The following is a 19935-nucleotide window of genomic DNA, read 5'->3' on the forward strand; positions in this document are numbered from 1 at the left end:
GATATACACATTGAGTGTAGGGAGGTAAACGGGTTGCGATCGATTCCGTGCAGGAAGCTTGGAATATTGGCAATAGCCGCTGCCCTAGTTGGAAGCGGATTAGCGGGAACCGGGGCAATTGAGACGGTATCCGCGGCACCCATCGTGGTTAAGGAGGGGCTTAAGAACAGCAACGGGATGCCTTTAGGTCAATCGGTTACGGTTGCAGGAGGGCCCGATCATGTCGCTGGCCTATCTTCGTCACTGGCTGCAGAAGGACTGCGGCAACCAGGGAGCGTAGCTTGGCTGCCGGATGGCTCCGTTGTTGTATCCGATACGGAGAATCATGTCATTCGCAGGATAAAGGACGGGCAGAGCACCATTCTTGCAGGGGCATCCTTATCCTACAAGCGGGACGGCGGAGGACTCCCGATCGGCGGTCTGCTGGACGGACAGGGAGAGCGTGCTTTTTTTAACCGGCCGTCCGGGATTGCGGTGGATGGAAACGGACAATTGTACATAGCCGATTCAGGCAACCATGCGATTCGTAAAATCGACCAAAATGGCGAAGTAACTACCATAGCGGGCAGCGGACTTATGGGTCTTAAAGACGGCAAGTCTAAAGATGCCCTGTTCCATGAGCCGCAGGATATCGCCGTTACCAAGGACGGCATTCTGTATGTGGCGGATACCTTAAACCACGTCATCCGGCGGATTTCGCCAGACGGGGAAGTGATGACGATTGGGACCCCGTCCACGCGTGCTGTGCAGATCCGGGCTGGTGTCGTCGCGTTGGCGGGAGACTATAAGAACGGTTCTCTTACGGAAGCTCGATTTAATGAGCCGGCAGGGCTAGCGCTTGATGGTAAAGACAATTTGTATGTCAGCGACTCGGGCAATCACGTGATTCGCTACATCGATTTTGGGAAGGGGACCGTATCAACGGCTGCAGGCAGCGGGCCATCATCCGGATACTACGATAAGGACGCTTTATACGGCAATCCGGGTTATCAGGATGGAGACTCGAATGGAGCACGCTTCAACTCGCCCCGGGGATTGACATGGAGTGCGGACGATGGGCTTCTCATTGCAGATTCCCGTAATCATGCGGTCCGTCAATTGAAAGGGGAGCAAGTAACCACCCTGACAGGCGGGATCGGAGGCTACGTGGATGGAATTGAAAGTGAAACCCGGTTCCATTCACCAGCCGATATTTCGGTGGCTGCGGGCGACGGGGCACTATTTATTGCGGATCAACGCAACGGGGCTGTCCGGGTATGGTCCGGATACAAAGCTCCCGAAGCATGGCAAGCAGGAAAAGGGATCACGGCTGCTTACGGAGATCAGGTAACCGAACTGGGTGACTTGTCTGTTATACAACAGGGGCAGATGATGGTGCCCGTCAAAACGATAGGCAAGCTTCTCGGGTATCGTATGAGCTATCATGCCAAGAATAAGGAATTAACATTGGCTCGAGGCGAAGATGTGATCACGCTGCAAGCCGAAGGTCAATATATGACCCGGAAACAGGCAGGAGAAGAGGTTACCAGGGCAGAGGCTGGAATTAAGCCGTATATTGCGAATGACCAGATGATGGCTCCGCTTCGAACGGTGGCAGAACTGCTGGGGAAAGATGTGCAGTGGAACGCCGGTGACAAGCTGGTTATCATCCGGGATTTGGCTGAACGAGAAATAAAGCAGGGGGACGTTAGCTTCAGCACTTCGAACGTTACGCCCCGACGCATGCAGATCGTGGAAATCACCGGTTCGGCCAAGATCCGTTACGGCGGGTATGCGCAGGTAGATGCCTACAAGGGAATGATCCTGGGTGAAGGCGATGAAATTGTTACCGGCTCTGGCATAGGAGGCGCGAGGCTGCGGCTTGTGGATACCGACGATGTCATCACATTAGGCAATAACACGAGATTGGCTGCCGAGCAGCTTCGCAAGGTTGGCATCTCCAACGTGACTCGACTGAATTTAGAGGCCGGGCAAGCTTATTATGATGTCACCGACTTGAGCCGGTCGACGGATCGTTTCGAAGTACGTTCCGGTTATATGACGAATAGCGTGCGAGGCACGCACTTTATAATAACCGTCAACCCCTTAACCGGAGTGACAACCGTAGCAACGGCTAGCGGGAAAGTCACGAGTACAGTGACGCCGACAGGCAAAGACGGTTCCATGCAGCCATCAGGCCCAATAACCATTAGTCCAACGCAGCAAATTTCGATAGGCGGTTCGCAAGAGGGACGGCTCCCTGTACAATTTATCGATATTGAGGATTTGATAGGGAATGCCTCGCCGGAAGTCATTGCGCAGCTAATTAAGAATCAGAACGACATCGACCGGGAGAACGAGGAGCTCCTCAAGAAGATGCGGCAAGAGTTACAGTCAGGACAAAGCGGAAACGTCGCCCAGGACTTGAATGTTAAATCTCCGGATGATTTGTCAAAAGTCGCAGATAATTTGGATAACCTCATCGGAAACATCGTGAAAGAAACTCTGGACAAGAAAAAAGTAAGCAAAGAGGAACTTGATAAACTGATTAAAGAAGCAAACACGGATTCGGGCAAGAAACTTGATCTTGGCCAAGTGAAAGACTTGGATAAAACAGCTGGACTCGACCCTGGACTGGAGCAGGTGCGCTTGGAAGCACTGAAGCGCCAACAGGACGAGGAAAGAAAGAAGCTTGAGCAGCAGCAGGATCGGATGGAGCAGCTGCAGCAGCATCTCGGCGATATGCTGGCTAAGCTCGAGCAGCAGAAGAAACAGCAGGATGAAGCTAACAGGAAAGCACAGGAAGAAATGAAAAAGAAGGCCGAAGAGCAGCTTCTTCAATCCTTAAGCACAGAGGAGAAGGAACGGTTTCTCCAGGGCAAAAAAGAGGCAGAGCAGGAGAAAGGCGCTCGGCAGCCGACGCCGGTTAGTCCGGGCGGTGGCACGGGATCAGGAGGCAGCATATCGCCGCCTGTAGCCAGTCCGCCTGTGACTGGGCCCCCAGTGACTGAGCCTCCGGTGACTGAGCCTCCGGTGACGGAACCTCCCAAGCCGGAGCCGCCGTTACCTGATCGATCTGTAAAGGTCATATATAGCGATGATATGAGCGGTGAACTATCGGCACGTCCAGACAATTATTTTGGATCCATTCATTTTGAAACGCAAGGCTTTGCCGATGACCTGGAAGTTCAAGTCAGGGTGACGCTGACAAGGGATGGAAGTCCGGTTGTTGGACTCCCTGTCCGTCATGGCGAGCAGACGGTGGAATCCAATGCAGAGGGAAGCTTTCTGCTGCAGTCAGTTGAAGGTACCGGCTTTAAGTTAAGCGAGGTCGCTTCACCGGATACTCCGCTGGAGTTCTATGCCGAACTGCTGGATTCCGGAAGTTATACGGAGAAGATCGAACTGCTTGAGGTCAAAGAAGGCCAATTGACGGTGCTTGGAGAAAGCGTCCGTTCCATCCAGGTCAGCCCTTTCTCGCAATTCGAATTCATTGGCGAAGGCCCGTTTCCGGCAGCCATTGATATGTATTGGGGCTTTTATTCCAAAGCGTACGGACTGAGCGAGGACACCAAGATTGGTTATGAATTGACGATACTCGATGACAATGGTCAGCCGGTAAATCTGGGCGTACTCGGATTCCGGATGAAGCCGCATGAATCCGTAACCACCTTGACGGAGCCCGGGTATGAGATCGTCGCTCCCGATAGTGAAGGGGTATACCGGGTGAATGCAGGTTTAACGGCCGGGGATATGGATTTGGAAGGGAATGGGAATGATATCCTGTTCCGCTGGCAGCAAGCTCATGTTGGAACATATACGCTTCGAATCCAGCTCGTTGATGTAAGCGGCGATGTACCCCAGTCCATTGGTGATCCTCTGGAATGGATAATTGAAGTTATACCTACAAGTTAATGCTCTAGGAAGGCTGTCCCATGAAACTTATGGGGCGGCTTTTTTTCGTTTAATTGACCGGTAGTTTATTATTTCCGTAAATTTTCACTTTATTTTTTCATAGGGAATGCGTTATACTTCATTCATTCGGAAATATTACATTTACACGTAAGCATTCTATGGTACACGAATCATACATTTTCTCGTATAGGTGCAGGAATTGGCCTGCATGTCTCTACCCGATCACCGGAAATGATTGGACTACGGGTTATAGCAGCAGCGGACAAGCCAGGTCAATTCCATTTGACTTCTATGGCTCAAGGTGCGTTTTTGCTGTTTATGCCCATTTGTTTCTTTCCCGGCGATTCGGTGAGAGGAGGAAGTGGGCTTTTTTGCTTGGAATGTAAACAAATTTAAGGGGGAGCATCATGCAATTACTGCAGAACAAGGTGAAAGAGGAAGGCATTGTATTAAGCGGACAGGTACTGAAGGTGGATTCGTTCCTGAACCACCAGATGGATCCGGTATTGATGAAAGAGGTAGGTAAGGAATTTACACGATTGTTTAAGGAAGCGAACGTGACTCGTGTATTGACCATTGAATCCTCCGGCATCGCGCCCGGCATTATGACCGCCCTTGAGATGGAAGTGCCTCTCATCTTTGCACGGAAGCAGAAGTCGCTGACCCTCCGTGAGGATATATTTGTGGAGAAGGTGTACTCCTTCACCAAGCAGGAGACGAACGAAATTACGGTCGCGAAGAAATTCATCAAGCCCGGCGATAAAGTGCTGATCGTGGATGACTTCCTTGCCAACGGCGAGGCGGCATTCGGGCTTGCCCGAATCGTAGAGCAGGCGGGTGCAGAGGTGGTAGGCATCGGGATCGTTATTGAAAAGGCGTTTCAACCAGGAGGACGTTTGCTGGCCGAAGCGGGTTATCGGGTAGAATCGCTCGTACGGATTGCATCACTTGAAGATGGCGTAGTGACATTCGCATAGAACGAAAGCTAACAATTTATTGGGGGGAATCAAGAAGCCATGGAACAACAGAAACAAGCGGTGCAAGAACCGATTTTCGATAAAAATCGGAGTCCGGGCAAAACCTTTTCGCTGGGTTTGCAGCATGTATTGGCAATGTACGCAGGGGCAATCATCGTACCGCTTATCGTTGGCGGGCAGCTCGGCTTAACGACGGAGCAGCTGACGTATCTCATCGCCATCGACCTGCTGGCGTGCGGGGTCGCTACTTTGCTGCAGGTATTCGGCAACAAATACTTCGGCATCGGTCTTCCGGTCATGCTTGGCTGCGCGTTCCAGGCCGTAGGTCCGATGATCATTATCGGACAGCAGCACGGGATGTCGGCTATTTATGGAGCGATAATCGCTTCCGGTTTATTTGTCATTCTGTTCTCCGGTTTATTCGGCAAGCTGATTAAGGTATTCCCGCCTGTCGTTACAGGGAGCGTTGTTACGATTATCGGTTTGACGCTGATCCCCGTAGCTTTAACTGACCTTGGTGGTGGGCAAAGTGCAGGGGATGAGTTTGGCAGCGCGCTTAACATTTCCCTTGGCTTCGGCGTTCTAGCCTTCATTATTATCATGAATCGTTTTGCCAAAGGCTTTTTGCGTTCGATTTCCGTTCTTTTGGGTCTCATTCTCGGCACCGTGGTAGCTGCATTCTACGGTGGAGTGGATTTAACCCCGCTGCGCGAAGCCGGCTGGTTCCGTGCTCCGCAGCCATTCTATTTTGGCACGCCGGAGTTTAAGATCGTTCCGATCATGACGATGATTCTGGTGGCGATTGTCAGCGTTGCCGAATCGACGGGCGTGTTTATGGCGCTTGGCAAAATCGTGGATCGCGATATTACCTCCAAGGATCTGTCCCGTGGTTATCGTGCGGAAGGTCTTGCGATTGTGGTAGGCGGTATTTTCAATTCGTTCCCTTATACCACATACTCTCAAAACGTGGGCCTGATTCAGATGAGCCGTGTGAAGACACGCGATGTGATTGTGGTGGCTGGCGGCTTGCTAGTCTTGATCGGATTCGTTCCGAAGATTGCCGCCATGACGCAGCTTGTACCGACTTCGGTTCTCGGTGGGGCCATGGTAGCCTTGTTCGGCATGGTTGTATCTTCCGGTATTCGGATGTTAGGAGATCAAGTAGACCTTAACCGTCACGAGAACCTGTTCATTATTGCGTGTTCTGTCGGCATGGGCCTTGGTGTAACAACCGTGCCGGGTCTGTTCGCAAGTCTGCCTGACAACCTGCGCATTCTTGCCGATAACGGCATCGTGGCCGGCAGCTTGACCGCGATTGTGCTGAACCTGATCTTTAACGGCTTGAAGTATACGAAGCCCACTCATACAGAGCAAGGTGATACCGCAGAAGGGCATGCTGCATAACCAATGCCCACTGTAAGCAGCCGGACCTCCGGCTGTTTTTTAGTTAAAGTAACAATCTCAGAGGCTAACCTCCTTAGATCGTAAGAAAAACTTCCTTAACTAGCGGTTTGGTTTCTGCAGACAGGACGTCGATAGACGGTTTTCCTTTGATACTGGTCCCGTTCGTTCCAACCAAAAACGGCTGCCTCCATAGAATGGAGGCAGCCGTTTTACGTGATGTATAAGCGTTAGACGCGCTGCATTTGTTTCTCTGCAATATTGCCGATCCAGGGCAGCTTGAACCATTTTCCCTGAATGGCGTTTGCCATAAGCACCAGCCACATCAAGACGCCGACCAGCGCCAGAAGGGCGGAGGCCAGAAGGCCGATGATGGGCACCGCGCTCGACAGCAGGTGAGCGACGGCGAGGATGCCGAAGGCCAGCAAGGACTGCAGCGCGTGGAATATGACGTAGCGGCTTCTCTTTTCTAATGAAAGAAACAGAATTCCTCCGACCATGGGAAAAAAATAGCACAGCGTAGCGGCCAGATTCTCGGGAAGTCCTGTGGACGATTTGAAAGGGGACATCTCATCAACTCCTTGTCTTAGACCGGTTCTGGGGTAGGGCAAGCTTTATTTATACCTTACCTTATGAGCCGATGGGACAAAGTATGATGGTTAAATCCCGAACTTATTTCATTTTCAATTGCAGCAGATATTTCACGAGAGCATCCTGCTGCTCCTGCGTGAACCCGCTGCTTTCGTCCACCCAAAACTCATGTCCCTGACCGGTGACATGGGTGTCTCTCAGTCTTGAATCCTTGCGGTTCGCCTCGACGACCTGCAGTCTCAACTTACGGTCTATCAGGGCTTTCAGGCTGTTGTAAGGGTCAGGGTGAATCCCTTTCATCAGGGTCTGCGATACGCCGGTTTGCGTCAGCTTTGGCCCGACTGCTACGCCGCCGTCGTGCAAATACGGTGCGGACCAGCGAAGACCGATCAACCCTTTGACCTTATAACCGCCGCCCGATGTATGGCCGAAGCCCAACTTGATCTGCTCCGGGTCGATATTATCCAGCGGGATTTTGGTTATTTTGGCATCCGGAGGGATTGGGACAGGCGTGTCGGGCGGGTAGAACTCCGAATCGCCAAAAGCATTCCGCGTTCGCTGGAAAGCCTTTGCCCTTGCAGGCTCGGTACCGATTTCAGCCGCGCGCATAACGTGGTTATTCGTATAGAAGTCACCAGCGTGGCAAGTGATGCATTGCGCTTTTTTGAATACTTCCGCTCCGAGGTTGATCGTCTTGGCATCGGAGATATCCTTGGTATTCGTTTCCGGCGGACGGATCGTATTCTGATAGGCGGACATGGCGTTCACCTGCTCCCCGGCTTTGAAGCCCGGCGAGCTGATGTACAGCCCGTTCGGTGCGATGGCTGAAACCTTCGGGAAATTCGGAATCTTAACAACCTCATTCACGCCGGGGGTGCCGGGATTGGGATCCAGCCGGTTAAAGAATTCGGTGGGCTTCAGCCCGCTGCCCGGATCATAGCGAAACTTGCGATAGGCTGCATTTTGCAGAATGGTGCCCACATAAATCTCTTTGTCGATTCCCCACATCGGTTCGCTAACCTCGGTTTGACTCAAGGTATCCGTGTTCTGGGCATGAACATTGTTGCTGAAGGTGCTTAGCCCCTTGAAGGGGCCCGCGGCAGCGAAGCCGCTCCAGCTGTATGGATGATCGCCCTTCGTAAACATATCGGGAATTTGGGTCACGTCACTGACCAGATCCGCGGTTGTATCGAACGTGCCGGGCATCCATTTGATGAGATTTTCGTCAACGGCTTTTTCCAGCAGGGCGGGATCCGGCAGCGCTTCGGTTTTTCCTTTGGAGTTTACAATCGTACGCTGCTCGTTCTTTACATAATCCACAAGGCTGGTAATGTCCGTATGGGTAAAATAAGCCGCGCTATTCGGGGCCAGTGCCAGCATGAAACCGAGGTTCAGATCGGAGTTGGGCGCGCCCTCGACGACCATTCCCGTTTCACGGTTGACGGTTGCATGGCAGGCCATGCAGCTAACGCCGATGCGACCCTTGCCTTCGGCATATTTAAATGTGACGCCAACGGGGGCATAGGCGCCTTTGGCTACGTCAAAGCCGGTATCAATCTTATCCCCCTTGCGGTAGGTCTTGCCGCCGATCGTTACATCCTGATCGAGTGCAACGCGCAAATTGGTTGTTCCCCGTCCTTTTAACTCGGCGAGGGCTTTTGCAATATTATTCAGCTTCATCGGACCGCCGATGATCCCCACAATATCAGTTAAAAACACCTCATTGCCAAAAGATTCCTCATACAATGTACGACGCCCTAGGGCAAGCAGATCTTTTGTCACCTCAACGGCGCCATGGGCGGCTGTTAAGCGGGGGTCCTGATCCTTCAGGGCGGTACCGGGAACCGTAAGCGTCTTGCCCCAGATATCATACTGGCGAATGAAGCCCGTTTGCTGGGCTTGGATTTGCGTAGTATTCTCCAATTTATGTGCAGGCGGTATATAGGCGTATTCCGGCTCCACGATATTAGCAGCAAGCCATAAGGCCCCTACGACGGTGATCGGGATCAGCCATAGCAGAAGCCGCTTCGATTTTCGCATGTCTTATCACCCTTTTTTATGAGCAGATCTGATGAATCATCTCTTCACTGCCGATATACAAGGGCTTTAGTCTACATGCACATCATGGCGTAGCGGCGATTCGGCATTAACCTGCTTATCAGGGCCTTTCTCTTTCGGAACCAGACGCTCGTCTGTCCTGCCTTGATGGTGGTTTTCAAAATCATATTCCGCCAGCCGCCATTCCGTGGAGCCCTTCTGGGGATCGAACGGGAATTCTTCGCCGCGTTTTAAATATTCCTCCCGTCCCCATTCATTTGTGTATGTCCCGTCTACTTCAACCTCTTCTCGCGAAATAGGGTGGAGATCCTTGTCTTTTCCGGACATGTCGCATGCTCCTCTCAGGCTTGATTTTAGAAATGATTCATATCGCATAAAGTAACCAGAAAGAGGAGGTACTATCCGCTGAAATTTGCAAGGTAAGTCAGATTACGGTTTTGGGAAAGAACCGGATGCTCTAAGTGTAGGGATGGCCACAGGACGATCTGTCAGCTGCCTGACGGTGATGCAGCAGGTTTTGACTTTAAGTCATCAAGAATATAGCGCTCCAGCAGAGAGCGTGGGTTCTTCCAGCGGCTGACCTTGCTGTCGGCAGTAAATACGACGACCGTATCCAATTGGGGAAAAAGGTAGATTTGCTGCCCTCCATGGCCGTGTGCAAGCGCGAAGGGAGTCCCGTTCTGAATGCCGGTCCACCACTGAAATCCGTAATCCCCAAAGGCGGGATAGCCCTTGACCTGCGGGGCGAGGGCTTGCTTAAGCCATGATTCCGGGATGAGCGTGTTGCCTTGCCATCGTCCCCCATTCAGGCAGCAAAGACCGAACTTGGCCATGTCGCGGGAGGTGAGATAGAGGCCGACGTGACCCATGCTGTGGCCCTCGGGGCTTGGGGACCAGGCGGAATGGCGAATGCCGAGCGGCTCGAATAAATATTGTCTGGCATAGGCGTAAGCATCCATTCCCGTAGCCTCGCTAATGGCAACGGAGAGTAGGTGGGAATCCGTGCTCCGGTATTGAAAGAGGCCCATTTCCTGTTCCATGACAGGGAGGGATAGCGCGAAGCTCGTCCATTTCCGGTTGCGGTGGAATCGGTGAATGAGCGGTTCCCCCAGCTTTTTACCGGTTTGCCACGCAAAGCCCGAGGTCATCGTCAGCAGATGATGAAGGGATACCTTGTGTAAGAGCGGATGGGCTCGTTCGGGAACATATCGATGGAAAATGTCCATTAAAGAGGAATTCAGATCAGGTAATTCGCCGCGTGATTGGGCGATGCCGCATAATGCTGACGTGAAACTCTTGGTAGCGGACCTGAGATCGTTCAGCGAGGAAACGCCATGACCGTTGTAATAGCGTTCGTAGATGAGTTTGCCGGCATGCAGCAGGAGAAAGCTGCGCATTTTCGGATATTGTTTCTGAATAATCAGGTCGACCTGATTAAGCGAATCGAGGTGCAGCCCTGCCTCATGAGGCTCAGCGGCAGGGATAGGTGATCCTAAATCGACAGGGGAATGCAGGATAGACTGTGAGTTCGGCATGAACTGTAGACCTCCTTGAGTCTAGAATATGTTATGCGTATCTATTTGTGATATTCGCTGATTTCGAGATCGCGGGAGCTGCGTTTGAATGTATCTTAACCAATTCCGGGGATAAAGGATGATCTGATGAAAAACATAGTACCAAAAAACATTTTTTGGGAAAGATGAAACAAACAGAAGAATATGATATAATATATTAATGATTCAGTTGCATGCTGTTAGGGTATGTATAGTGTCAGGTGCATTGGTAAGTTGCTGAATATCAACCTAATGGTCACCGTAAGAACTGCAATATGGCTTCAACTTAATGGAGGTAGATCTTTTCGGCATTCTCTTTAAACGGAGTAATTTTATTCCACACGTTTTGGGAGGGATCCATCATGGCAACGAAAGGTCACAATGAGGTTAAGGAAAGTCTGCGGGAAATGACACGAATTTTCCGGCCTAAAGATCCGAAAAAATTTGTAAAGGAGTATGTCCGGAAGTACCATATTATGGGGGGCTATGAAGAAGAGCTTACACTTGTTGTTGAGCATGAACTTGGCAAGCTGAATTCCTCCGTTTCGTAACCTGTAATAGCACCTGGTCTATAGAAATAACCAACACGCATCGCATCTTCACCTTGTTAATGACTAATGATATGAATCAATTTAGAGTTTATGGTTAAACCGTTTTTGGGGCGAATGTCCCGAAAGCGGTTTTTTTGCGTTTGCCAGTCCCCGTTAAGTGAACAGACTCATCTCCTCGGAAAGTCTATTTCCTGGGGGAATTTTGCATCTGTCCCTACATATATTGTTAGCAATCGATCCGATAAGGATATAAGGGAGTGGACAGATGTGAGGACACAGCTCAGACGGAAGGAAGAAATCGGATATATCCGCGAGGCGGGACGTATATTGGCTGCGTGTCACCGTGAAATAGCGAAAGTCATCAAACCGGGAATCACAACGAGCGAGATCGATGCCAGGGTCGAGAGATTTTTGGAGAAGAATGGGGCTTTGCCCGAGCAAAAAGGATATAAAGGATTTCCATACGCCACTTGTGCATCGGTCAATGATGTGGTGTGTCATGGATTCCCCGATCAGCGGCCGCTGCAATCCGGGGATGTTGTGACCATTGATATGGTGGTGAATAAGAACGGGTGGCTGGCGGATTCCGGCTGGACCTATGCGGTAGATCGGGTTTCAAGGGAAGTAAACCAGCTGATGCAGCACACCCATGAAGCGCTGTTTAAAGGGATTGAGGCCGCTCGGCACGGCGCAACCTTGGGCGACGTAGGTTATGCCATTGAGCAGGTTGCCGAAAGGGAAGGCTACGGGATCGTCAAATCGCTTGTCGGTCATGGCATCGGCCGCGCCATCCACGAGCCGCCCGATGTCCCGAACTATGGCATTCCAGGAAGGGGACTTAAACTCAAAGAAGGAATGGTCATTACCATCGAACCCGTTTTCACCCTGGGCCCCTCGGGTGCCGTGTTCTGGGGGGATGACGGCTGGACCATTTCCAGTGCGGACGGATCGGTGGGCGTCCAGTATGAGCATACGATTGCTATTACTCGTGGAGAAGCTGTTATCCTGACGGATTAAGATGCAGAAAAATATACCATAATAATAGGAGGCTTTCTTCGTGAGGCATCAGGGCTTTTCGAAGGAGACCTCCTTATATCATGGGTGCCAGATAAATGGGGGACGGCTGCATATAGATTCAAAAAGGCGGAAATGACTGTATATATAGCTATGAAGGCTGTCGCTGACAGGGTGTGAAGAATGTCGAATGATGGGTCGCGGGACGGTGGATACGCTTTGAAAGCGATTGCAAAATCAGTAATGGCGCGACTTTGACGACTTTTCGAACAATTTGTGAACTCCCTGTGAATGATTGACAAAAGCAACCCATGAACTTATATTTAATAAGTGATTGCTTTAATTGACAGGATTACTTCATCCGTGATTGTGCAGGTAGATTACCGCTGTTTGCGCCGGATGGTAGTCTACGAAAATCGGAAAAGTGGGGTAGATCAATGATGAAACGGTGGCAGGCTGTAAAGCGTCTTCTTCCTTTGATGGCCATGTTTGCTTTGGTGTTATCCGGCTGCGGCCGAGAGGATTTGTCGGTCTTAAGACCACAAGGTCCGGTAGCACAAGGTCAACTGGATTTAATTAAGCTCTCCATTTCGATTATGATCGTCGTAATGGTTGTGGTATTTGGAATCGCCGCATACGTGCTTGTTAAATTCCGTCGAAAGAAGGGACAAGATGAAATTCCTGAGCAAGTAGAAGGTAACCATAAGTTGGAGATTATTTGGACGGCGATTCCGCTGCTCTTGGTACTCGTGCTTGCAGTTCCTACTATTCAAAAGGTATTTGCTTACGGAGAGAACGACTGGAACAATCCAGATGCAGTTAAGGTGGAAGTTACTTCTCATCAGTTCTGGTGGGAGTTTAATTATCCAGACTACGGCGTAAGAACCGCTCAAGAGCTGGTTATTCCTGTAGGCAAGAAAATTGCTTTCCAATTAAAAACGAATGATGTGCTTCACTCCTTCTGGGTACCATCGCTCGGCGGCAAGATGGATACAAACACAGAAGGCAGCGTTAACTACATGACTCTGGTTGCTGACAAAGCAGATACATACATTGGTAAATGCGCAGAGTTGTGCGGTCCTTCTCACGGCTTCATGGAATTCCGGGTGAAAGCGGTTGACGATGCGGCATTTGACAAATGGGTAGCGGCATTTAAAGAACCTGCTGTGCTTCCTGCGGATGCGGCACTCGCCGAGAAATTCAAGACCAACTGCCTTTCTTGCCACGCTGTAGGCGACCAAGGCGGAGCGATGGGTCCTAACCTGACCGGCATTGGATCACGTGAGACGATTGCGAGTATCTTGCTGAACGACATAAGCGGCAAACCAGGCACGAAGCCTACGAAAGACAACCTGGTGGAATGGCTGATGGAGCCTCAGGCTGTAAAACCTGGCAACACGATGCCTAATCCGAAGGATCTCGGCTTCAGTGACGAAGAAATCGAGCAGATTGCCGATTACTTGGCCAATTATAAGTTGGATTATTAATACAGCAGCAAGAACTTTAAAAGGGGGTACAAACCTTGGCTCACGCTCATGCTCAAAGCCATAGCGTCAAGCGCTACACGGGGTTAATGGATTGGCTTACAACCGTTGACCACAAGAAAATCGGGATATTATACCTGATAGCGGGCGGCTTCTTCTTCGGGATTGGCGGTATTGAAGCGATTCTGATTCGCTTGCAGCTGATCAAGCCGATGAACGATCTGGTATCGGCTCAAGTATTTAACGAATTGATTACAATGCACGGAACGACGATGATTTTCCTTGGTGTTATGCCAGTTATCTTCGCCTTGATGAACGCGGTTATTCCGCTTCAGATCGGTGCACGTGACGTCGCATTTCCATTTTTGAACTCGCTTGGATTTTGGACGTTTTTGTTCGGTGGACTTTTGCTCAATCTTAGCTGGATTATGGGCGGCGCGCCTGATGCGGGCTGGACATCCTATACACCGCTTTCCACAAATGACTACTCGTCCACGCACGGTGTAGACTTTTATACCATAGGTCTTCAGATTGCGGGTCTGGGTACGTTGATCGGTGGTATCAACTTCCTGGCTACCATCATAACGATGCGTGCACCTGGAATGTCCTTCATGAGAATGCCAATGTTTACATGGACGGCTTTCATCACATCGGCCATGATCCTGTTCGCATTCCCTGCCATTACGGTAGGTCTCGTATTGCTTAGCTTTGACCGTTTGCTCGGTGCCAATTTCTTTGATGTTGCGGCTGGCGGTAGCTCCGTATTGTGGCAGCATATTTTCTGGATCTTCGGTCACCCTGAAGTCTACATTCTGATTTTGCCGGCATTCGGTATTATTTCAGAAGTTATTCCGACATTCTCTCGTAAACGTTTGTTCGGATACAGCTCCATGGTATTTGCAACCATCCTGATCGCCTTCTTGGGCTTCATGGTTTGGGCTCACCATATGTTTACGACAGGTCTTGGTCCTGTAGCGAATGCGCTCTTCTCCATCGCAACGATGCTGATCGCCGTTCCTACCGGTATCAAAATCTTTAACTGGCTCTTTACGATGTGGGGCGGTCAAATCCGCTTTACCAGTGCAAACCTGTTCGCGATCGGTTTCGTACCGACGTTCGTTATGGGTGGAGTTACCGGCGTCATGCTGGCATCTGCTCCGGCAGACTTCCAGTTCCATGATACGTATTTCGTTGTAGCTCACTTCCACTACGTTATCGTTGGTGGTCTGGTATTCGGTTTGTTTGCCGGACTCCACTACTGGTGGCCAAAAATGTTCGGCCGGGTATTGAACGAAACGCTTGGCAAATGGACGTTCTGGTTGTTCGCAATCGGCTTCCATTTGACATTCTTCGTACAGCATTTCCTTGGATTGCTGGGTATGCAGCGGCGGATTGTCTCTTATCTGCCGAATCAGAATTTTGACGAACTTAACTTTATCAGTACCATCGGCGCAATCTTGATGGGGATTGGCGTTCTGGCCTTCTTGGCTAACGTTGTGATCACTTCGAGAAAACCGGTTGGTGCTCCGGCCGATCCATGGGAAGATGGCCGTACGCTCGAGTGGAGTATTCCTTCTCCACCTCCAGAGTACAACTTTAAGCAAATTCCGCTTGTTCGCGGCATTGACGCTTATTGGAAAGAGAAGATGGCAGGCAATAAAGAGATGACACCATCCGAACCGGTTGGTCCAATCCACATGCCTTCGCCAAGCATCCTTCCGTTTGTGATGTCACTGGGTCTGTTTATCGCGGGTCTTGGTTTCATGTTTAGCACGGAGGACTTCTCAAATTCGTTCATGAGCTTAATCTTCAATAAATATATCGTTCTGATTGTTGGTCTTCTGATTACGTTCGCGGCAATGATCGCTCGTTCCCTGTACGATGATCATGGATATCACATCGAAGTTGAAGAACTGGAAGGGGAGGGTAAAGCATGAGTCACGCTGAACATGTAAACGGCGAACTTCCTCACGAGCCGGAGAAGGCAACACTCGAAGGCCGTAATAAGGTTCTTGGTTTCTGGCTCTTCCTCGGTGGAGAGGCCGTGCTCTTCGGTACGTTGTTTGCAACGTTCCTGGCGCTTCGCGGACAGAACAACGAAGGCCCAACCGCAGCTGAGCTGTTCTCTCTGCCGATTACGGCAGCGGCAACGTTGATATTGCTTGTCAGTTCCTTGACCAGTGTGTTCGCTATTCAGGCGCTCCACCGTCACAATATCGAGAAGCTGAAGTTGTGGCTGATCGTAACCGTTGTTCTGGGTCTTGGGTTCCTTGGCCTTGAAATTTATGAGTTCTATGAATATGTTGTGCATGAATCGTTTAACATGAAGACGAGTGCATTCTCGTCTGCATTCTATACGCTGGTTGGCTTCCACGGTGCCCACGTTGCGTTTGGGGTTGTGTGGATCAGCCTGTTGATCGCTCAGCTGTACAGAAAAGGGTTAACCGTAGTTACAGCACCTAAGGTATATGTTTCTGCCATGTACTGGCACTTTATCGACGTTGTATGGGTGTTCATCTTCTCGGTCGTATACCTTCTTGGAAAGGTGGGCTAAGGAATGACTGCGAATCAACAATCTAATGAGGGGCCTACAGTAAAACACCGCCATCGTGTGGAAGGTCCTGAGAAACACATTGTTGTCTTTATTTTCTCGATCGTCCTGACTGCGATTGCTTTTGCGGCTGTCGCAGCCGGTGGCATCAACACAGCATTTACGATCATCATTTTGCTGGTTATGGCTGTGTTGCAGGTGTTCGTGCAAATGGGTTACTGGATGCACTTGAAGGACAAAGGGCATCTGATGCCAATCCTATTTATGATTGGCGGTTTCTTCGTAGCTAGTACCTGTATTGTCATGGCACTGTTCTGGGTTTGGTGGTAAAATGAAAAAGAGGTGGGCTCTTCAGCCCCCTCTTTTTTTAAATCGTAGGAAGGTGTCACAATTTCGACAGAATTTAACCCGTTTAGGGGAGGTTTTTGCATGCTGGGCTTAGAATATTTTAGTTTTGCAGATAAATGGAGTCCCTTGTTCCTGGCATTTATGCTGCTCGTGACAGCAGGCTACTTCCTGTTGACCGGACCGCTGAGCAGTAGATTCGAAGGGAGCGCTCCGGTTTCCGCAGGAAGGAAAGCGCTGTTTGTAGGCGGTATGCTTACGTTCTATCTTGCGCAGGGTGGACCTATTGAACTGCTGGGACATACGATGTTCTCGTTTCATATGGTCAGTATGGCCATGTCCTATTTAATGGCGATGCCGCTCTTGATTCTGGGTATTCCTGTCTGGATGTGGCGTGCCTTCGATAAGGTCAACCCGTTTAAGAAGCTCGGTTTTCTTGCGCGTCCGATCGTTGCCGCGGTTCTGTTTAACGGTTTGTTTTCTTTTTATCACGTCCCGGTTATCCATGACTTTGTCATGTTGAACTTCTGGGTGCACCGCTTGTACTATTTAATCCTGTTCATCGCCTCACTGTTGATGTGGTGGGCTATCATTAACCCGATTCCGGAGAAGGACAAGTCCTCAGGTCTTTTGAAAATGGGATACATTTTTCTCAACATGGTATTGTTAACTCCGGCGTGTGCGCTCATTATATTCTCGAGCGAGCCCATGTACGCAACGTACAGCGATCCGGTGGTATGGGCGAAGGCGATGGGATACTGCGTAGCTGGCGATACCTCGGCATTGCTTAGCCAATTTGGCGGACCTGAGTTCTTCGGTTATCTGGAGCCTGCGATTGACCAGCGAGTGGGCGGGATCATCATGAAGTTTTTCCAAGAGATTATTTTTGCCTCGATGCTAGCCTATGTGTTCTTTCATTGGTACAAACGAGAAAATCAGGAAGACGATCCTTTGCCTAGCGAGATTCCTCCCGGCAAGCTCAATCAGGCGTAAGGGGATTATTGAAGGGGGATCCATATGGATTGGTTTTTTATATTTCCCACGGTCAGTACAACGTTTATTGTCATCAGCGCCGTGTTGGTAGCGATTGGCTGGGGTCTTATCATTAAGGGGAAGCGCGAAGCCCACAAAAAGGTAATGATCTGGGCGGCCGTCGCAGCCGTCATCTTCTTTATCATCTATTCCTCGCGCACCGTATTCATCGGGAACACGTCATGGGGTGGACCTGATGATCTGCAACCGTATTATCAGGTATTCCTGGTCTTCCACATTGTCCTGGCTACCGTCGCAGCGGTATTCGGGATCACGACATTGACCCTCGGCTTCAAGGAGAAGTATTCCAAGCACCGCAAATGGGGCAGAGTCACGTCGATCATCTGGTTCTTTACCGCCATTACCGGCGTAGCCGTGTATACCTTGCTGTACCTGTTATATCCGGGCGGGCATACCCAGCCTGTATGGAAAGTGATATTTGGAATGTAAGCGTGGGAGAACACCCGTCAGAGGAATCTGGCGGGTGTTTTTTGTTTGCGCGGGGAGGCTCATTCAAGAGAATTGTGGGTATGGTGAGGGGGAGTGTATCCGCTCCGGTCGCTGTTGAAACCAGGAAACTGGGATTAGACGAGATGGATGTTTCCCGGTTTCAAAGGCGAACGCCAGGTCTCCTCCGCGGCTACACTCCCCTTGTGCAGGAAGCTCTTGAATGAGCCGCCATGGGGTAGTGACACCCGTCAGGAAGCCTCGGACAGGTGTTTAGAGAGTGAGAGGGCAGGGAGGGGGAGTGTATCCGCTCCGGTCGCTGTTGAAACCAGGAAACTGGGATTAGACGAGATGGATGTTTCCCGGTTTCAAAGGCGAACGCCAGGTCTCCTCCGCGGCTACACTCCCCTTGTGCAGGAAGCTCTTGAATGAGCCGCCATGGGGTAGTGACACCCGTCAGGAAGCCTCGGACAGGTGTTTAGAGAGTGAGAGGGCAGGGAGGGGGAGTGTATCCGCTCCGGTCGCTGTTGAAACCAGGAAACTGGGATTAGACGAGATGGATGTTTCCCGGTTTCAAAGGCGAACGCCAGGTCTCCTCCGCGGCTACACTCCCCTTGTGCAGGAAGCTCTTGAATGAGCCGCCATGGGGAAGTGATACCCGACAGGCATCTCTGCCGGTTTTTTTTTACAACTTCTATTGACACTGTTTATATACACACTATATACTGTGTATAAAGATATACACAGTGAGCACAGTAATCACACTAAGCACAGTGAAACTTAACTGCGATGATAACGAAATGAATATATGAAGACATGAAAGGGTGAGCTGCATTGCAACAAGTTCTCCATAATGCGATGAAGATCGTTAAGAAAGACTTCGCTAGCGACAAGCTGCAAATTGTATGGAACATAATGTTTATGGTGTATATGGGGTTTGCCACCAGCGTTATCATTGACAACCAGTTTGAACATTTGGATGAGTACATCAATCCACTGATTGACTTTCTATTGGTATTCTACGCTCCGTTGCTGGGATTCCTTTTTAGCAGGAGGTCCTTCCGGTATCTGAACGAGGATTCATACACCCGGATGCTGTATTTTTACCGGAGTCTACCGGTACCTGCCTCGGCCATCTTCGTAAGCCGGATCATAAACTCGCTGATCGCTTTCATCATAAACGGCATCGTATTATTTGGAGTCATTTATGCGATAGGCAATCATATTAGAACCGCGATGGATATCCCTAGTTATATTGCATTTATACTGACCTGGATGGGCATCGGGTTTTTAATAACAGGACCCTATATTTACTGGGAGAATATGTGCAGCGGTAAGAAGTACTTCGGGATTACCCTTCTGGTGATGGTGATCACCTCCGGAACGGCCGTTATGCTTAGCTTGCTGGGTTACAGCGTTTTCGAGTTCGTTGTGAGAGCCTCCATCAAATGGGGCCTGCTATCTCCGGTCATGTGGGGATCGCTGATGGTTGGACTGGCATCTATGCTCCTTATAAGCAAAATAACCTACATTCGGCAGCAGACCAGGGACTTATCATGAAGGATATGAAGATGAATCCGTATGGAATCGCAATAGCACGGGTTTATGCACAGGAGAAAAGCGAGGTGATAAAAGGTGCGAATTCCGATTCAGATCAATGAAAATAGCGCAGAGCCTTTATATCACCAGATTGAAACACAGCTGCGCTCACTCATTATTAGCGGTCAGATTGAGGAGGGAACGTTATTGCCGTCCATTAGGGAATTTGCCGGGAATCTGAACTGTAGTGTCATTACGGTACGCAGGGTGTATCAGGATCTTGAGAATGAAGGGCTGCTGCGAACGAGACAAGGTACGGGAACCTTTGTGGCCGGCGTCGGGGATCAGGCCCGTGAACAGTATAAACGCGATGCGGTTATTGAGGCGTTAAGAATAGCAGTCGAAAAAGGGCTTGCCGTTCAGTTTAACGAGGATGAATTGAAGGAACTGTTCATGGAAGTGATTCGGGAAGTACTCGATGCAAAAGGAGGTCGTTAA

The 19935-nt window shown here is 50.2% G+C and carries 17 protein-coding genes and 1 riboswitch; of the genes, 13 read left to right on the forward strand and 4 right to left on the reverse strand.

The features are described 5' to 3' along the window. Nucleotides 1-33 precede the first annotated feature (33 nt). From BJP58_RS23605 to BJP58_RS23615, 3 genes are all read left to right on the forward strand, one after another. A complete protein-coding gene (locus tag BJP58_RS23605; RefSeq protein WP_194540806.1) occupies nt 34-3894 on the forward strand; it encodes a stalk domain-containing protein in 3861 nt (1286 codons plus the stop codon). Between the two features lie 162 nt (nt 3895-4056). Next, nucleotides 4057-4157, forward strand: a riboswitch (purine riboswitch). Between the two features lie 144 nt (nt 4158-4301). Further along, nucleotides 4302-4871: a xanthine phosphoribosyltransferase gene (locus BJP58_RS23610; RefSeq protein WP_009593434.1), complete on the forward strand. Its 570-nt coding sequence runs from the start codon at nt 4302-4304 to the stop codon at nt 4869-4871. 39 nt (nt 4872-4910) lie between these two features. Further along, nucleotides 4911-6275 carry a nucleobase:cation symporter-2 family protein gene (locus BJP58_RS23615; protein ID WP_194540807.1) on the forward strand — a complete coding sequence of 455 codons (1365 nt, stop codon included), beginning with the start codon at nt 4911-4913 and terminating at the stop codon, nt 6273-6275. A gap of 227 nt (nt 6276-6502) precedes the next feature. Here BJP58_RS23615 and BJP58_RS23620 read toward each other — a convergent pair whose 3' ends face one another. The 4 genes from BJP58_RS23620 to BJP58_RS23635 all read right to left on the reverse strand — a co-directional run bounded on the left by BJP58_RS23620 (nt 6503) and on the right by BJP58_RS23635 (nt 10456). Continuing rightward, entirely contained in the window at nt 6503-6841 is a 339-nt protein-coding gene (locus tag BJP58_RS23620; protein WP_071222068.1) for a DUF4870 domain-containing protein, read from the reverse strand. 103 nt (nt 6842-6944) lie between these two features. Next, nucleotides 6945-8903, reverse strand: coding sequence for an electron transport protein (locus BJP58_RS23625; RefSeq protein ID WP_194540808.1), 1959 nt, complete (start codon nt 8901-8903; stop codon nt 6945-6947). Between the two features lie 66 nt (nt 8904-8969). Continuing rightward, nucleotides 8970-9248 (reverse strand): transposase, encoded by a 279-nt coding sequence (locus tag BJP58_RS23630; protein ID WP_194540809.1) that lies wholly within the window; start codon nt 9246-9248, stop codon nt 8970-8972. Between the two features lie 161 nt (nt 9249-9409). Further along, on the reverse strand, nt 9410-10456 hold the full coding sequence (locus tag BJP58_RS23635; protein ID WP_194540810.1) for a serine hydrolase domain-containing protein: 1047 nt from the start codon (nt 10454-10456) through the stop codon (nt 9410-9412). A gap of 380 nt (nt 10457-10836) precedes the next feature. On the opposite strand from BJP58_RS23635, the gene BJP58_RS23640 reads away from it, so the two are divergent. The 10 genes from BJP58_RS23640 to BJP58_RS23685 all read left to right on the forward strand — a co-directional run bounded on the left by BJP58_RS23640 (nt 10837) and on the right by BJP58_RS23685 (nt 19935). Then, nucleotides 10837-11025, forward strand: a complete 189-nt coding sequence (locus tag BJP58_RS23640; protein WP_006208082.1) for a hypothetical protein — start codon at nt 10837-10839, stop codon at nt 11023-11025. Nucleotides 11026-11292: 267 nt separating this feature from the next. Beyond that, complete coding sequence (map, locus tag BJP58_RS23645; RefSeq protein WP_194540811.1) at nt 11293-12042, forward strand: type I methionyl aminopeptidase; 750 nt, start codon at nt 11293-11295, stop codon at nt 12040-12042. Between the two features lie 434 nt (nt 12043-12476). After that, complete coding sequence (coxB, locus tag BJP58_RS23650) at nt 12477-13526, forward strand: cytochrome c oxidase subunit II (RefSeq protein WP_100540082.1); 1050 nt, start codon at nt 12477-12479, stop codon at nt 13524-13526. An 86-nt stretch (nt 13527-13612) separates the two neighbouring features. After that, nucleotides 13613-15460, forward strand: a complete 1848-nt coding sequence (gene ctaD / locus BJP58_RS23655) for a cytochrome c oxidase subunit I (protein WP_374198253.1) — start codon at nt 13613-13615, stop codon at nt 15458-15460. Then, a complete protein-coding gene (locus BJP58_RS23660) occupies nt 15457-16077 on the forward strand; it encodes a cytochrome (ubi)quinol oxidase subunit III (RefSeq protein ID WP_009590523.1) in 621 nt (206 codons plus the stop codon). The genes ctaD and BJP58_RS23660 overlap by 4 nt, the downstream gene beginning before the upstream one ends. A 3-nt stretch (nt 16078-16080) precedes the next feature. Next, a complete protein-coding gene (locus BJP58_RS23665; protein ID WP_071222061.1) occupies nt 16081-16404 on the forward strand; it encodes a cytochrome C oxidase subunit IV family protein in 324 nt (107 codons plus the stop codon). Nucleotides 16405-16503: 99 nt separating this feature from the next. Continuing rightward, the gene (gene ctaG, locus BJP58_RS23670; protein WP_194540813.1) at nt 16504-17412 is read left to right on the forward strand and encodes a cytochrome c oxidase assembly factor CtaG; all 909 of its coding nucleotides are present in this window, start codon (nt 16504-16506) and stop codon (nt 17410-17412) included. Nucleotides 17413-17436: 24 nt separating this feature from the next. Next, nucleotides 17437-17901 (forward strand): DUF420 domain-containing protein, encoded by a 465-nt coding sequence (locus tag BJP58_RS23675; protein WP_098741840.1) that lies wholly within the window; start codon nt 17437-17439, stop codon nt 17899-17901. Between the two features lie 855 nt (nt 17902-18756). Next, nucleotides 18757-19458 carry a hypothetical protein gene (locus BJP58_RS23680; RefSeq protein ID WP_233354739.1) on the forward strand — a complete coding sequence of 234 codons (702 nt, stop codon included), beginning with the start codon at nt 18757-18759 and terminating at the stop codon, nt 19456-19458. Nucleotides 19459-19533: 75 nt separating this feature from the next. Next, nucleotides 19534-19935: a GntR family transcriptional regulator gene (locus tag BJP58_RS23685; RefSeq protein WP_194540815.1), complete on the forward strand. Its 402-nt coding sequence runs from the start codon at nt 19534-19536 to the stop codon at nt 19933-19935.

The organism is Paenibacillus sp. JZ16 (assembly GCF_015326965.1).
Classification (GTDB): domain Bacteria; phylum Bacillota; class Bacilli; order Paenibacillales; family Paenibacillaceae; genus Paenibacillus_AQ.

Excerpts from the sequence above, each read along its gene's own strand:
- BJP58_RS23610 (WP_009593434.1), top strand. The coding sequence starts at position 4,302 with ATGCAATTACTGCAGAACAAGGTGAAAGAGGAAGGCATTGTATTAAGC.
- BJP58_RS23615 (WP_194540807.1), top strand. The coding sequence starts at position 4,911 with ATGGAACAACAGAAACAAGCGGTGCAAGAACCGATTTTCGATAAAAAT.
- BJP58_RS23620 (WP_071222068.1), bottom strand. The coding sequence starts at position 6,841 with ATGTCCCCTTTCAAATCGTCCACAGGACTTCCCGAGAATCTGGCCGCT.
- BJP58_RS23625 (WP_194540808.1), bottom strand. The coding sequence starts at position 8,903 with ATGCGAAAATCGAAGCGGCTTCTGCTATGGCTGATCCCGATCACCGTC.
- BJP58_RS23630 (WP_194540809.1), bottom strand. The coding sequence starts at position 9,248 with ATGTCCGGAAAAGACAAGGATCTCCACCCTATTTCGCGAGAAGAGGTT.
- BJP58_RS23635 (WP_194540810.1), bottom strand. The coding sequence starts at position 10,456 with ATGCCGAACTCACAGTCTATCCTGCATTCCCCTGTCGATTTAGGATCA.
- BJP58_RS23640 (WP_006208082.1), top strand. The coding sequence starts at position 10,837 with ATGGCAACGAAAGGTCACAATGAGGTTAAGGAAAGTCTGCGGGAAATG.
- coxB (WP_100540082.1), top strand. The coding sequence starts at position 12,477 with ATGATGAAACGGTGGCAGGCTGTAAAGCGTCTTCTTCCTTTGATGGCC.
- ctaD (WP_374198253.1), top strand. The coding sequence starts at position 13,613 with ATGGATTGGCTTACAACCGTTGACCACAAGAAAATCGGGATATTATAC.
- BJP58_RS23660 (WP_009590523.1), top strand. The coding sequence starts at position 15,457 with ATGAGTCACGCTGAACATGTAAACGGCGAACTTCCTCACGAGCCGGAG.
- BJP58_RS23665 (WP_071222061.1), top strand. The coding sequence starts at position 16,081 with ATGACTGCGAATCAACAATCTAATGAGGGGCCTACAGTAAAACACCGC.
- ctaG (WP_194540813.1), top strand. The coding sequence starts at position 16,504 with ATGCTGGGCTTAGAATATTTTAGTTTTGCAGATAAATGGAGTCCCTTG.
- BJP58_RS23675 (WP_098741840.1), top strand. The coding sequence starts at position 17,437 with ATGGATTGGTTTTTTATATTTCCCACGGTCAGTACAACGTTTATTGTC.
- BJP58_RS23680 (WP_233354739.1), top strand. The coding sequence starts at position 18,757 with ATGAAGATCGTTAAGAAAGACTTCGCTAGCGACAAGCTGCAAATTGTA.